Here is a 552-nt window from a genome sequence, read left to right as displayed (position 1 = left end):
AGCAACTCACGCTGCGCGGTCTGGGCCTGTCGTTCCAGACGCGGATCGGCATCGAGATCGAGTTGCGCACCCGTGAGTTGGTACACGTCCCCATCACGCAGCCACGCGCACTGCGCAGCGACCTCGGCGTCTATGTCCGGGCAGCACGTAACCCGCCGGTGGCCGTCCACGCCCTCGCCGAGATCATGGCGAGCAAGATCGGCATGCAGGCGGAAGCGACCCGTAAATAGATTAACGCAGAGAGAGTATCTGGGCGAGCGCGGCGATCGCGATCACTTCCGGCTCTTTGCCAGTCACGCCGGGCAGGCCGATCGGGCACGTAAGCCGGGAAAGGTCGTCGTCACCAAACCCCTCGCCTCGCAAGCGGGACAGGAACCGCGCGCGCTTGGTCTGCGAACCGATCAAGCCAATGAAGCAGGCCCGGCTCCGCAACGCAGCTGCGGTCAGCCGATAGTCGAGGCCATGGTCGTGCGTGAGCACCAGGATCGCCGCCGTGTCGCCGGCGTCCCGCGCGCACTCCGGCATCACCGCGTCGTCTACGAGCATGACACC

At 66.1% G+C, this 552-nt stretch carries 1 protein-coding gene and 1 pseudogene; one reads left to right on the top strand and one right to left on the bottom strand.

Going from position 1 to position 552, the window contains the following annotated elements; all coding sequences use genetic code 11:
- Positions 1-230, top strand: a pseudogene (locus AACY52_RS29735) (LysR family transcriptional regulator); the annotation flags it as partial.
- 1 nt (position 231) lies between these two features.
- Here AACY52_RS29735 and AACY52_RS29730 read toward each other — a convergent pair.
- Positions 232-552, bottom strand: a 321-nt coding sequence (locus tag AACY52_RS29730) for an XdhC family protein (protein ID WP_339561290.1), incomplete at its 5' end; no start/stop codon positions are given.

The sequence above is a fragment of the Pseudomonas sp. EA_65y_Pfl1_P113 genome (genome assembly GCF_963970525.1).
GTDB lineage: Bacteria > Pseudomonadota > Gammaproteobacteria > Pseudomonadales > Pseudomonadaceae > Aquipseudomonas > Aquipseudomonas tritici.
The sequence above is the reverse complement of the archived record's forward strand: the minus strand, read 5'-3'. Positions and strand labels throughout refer to the sequence as shown.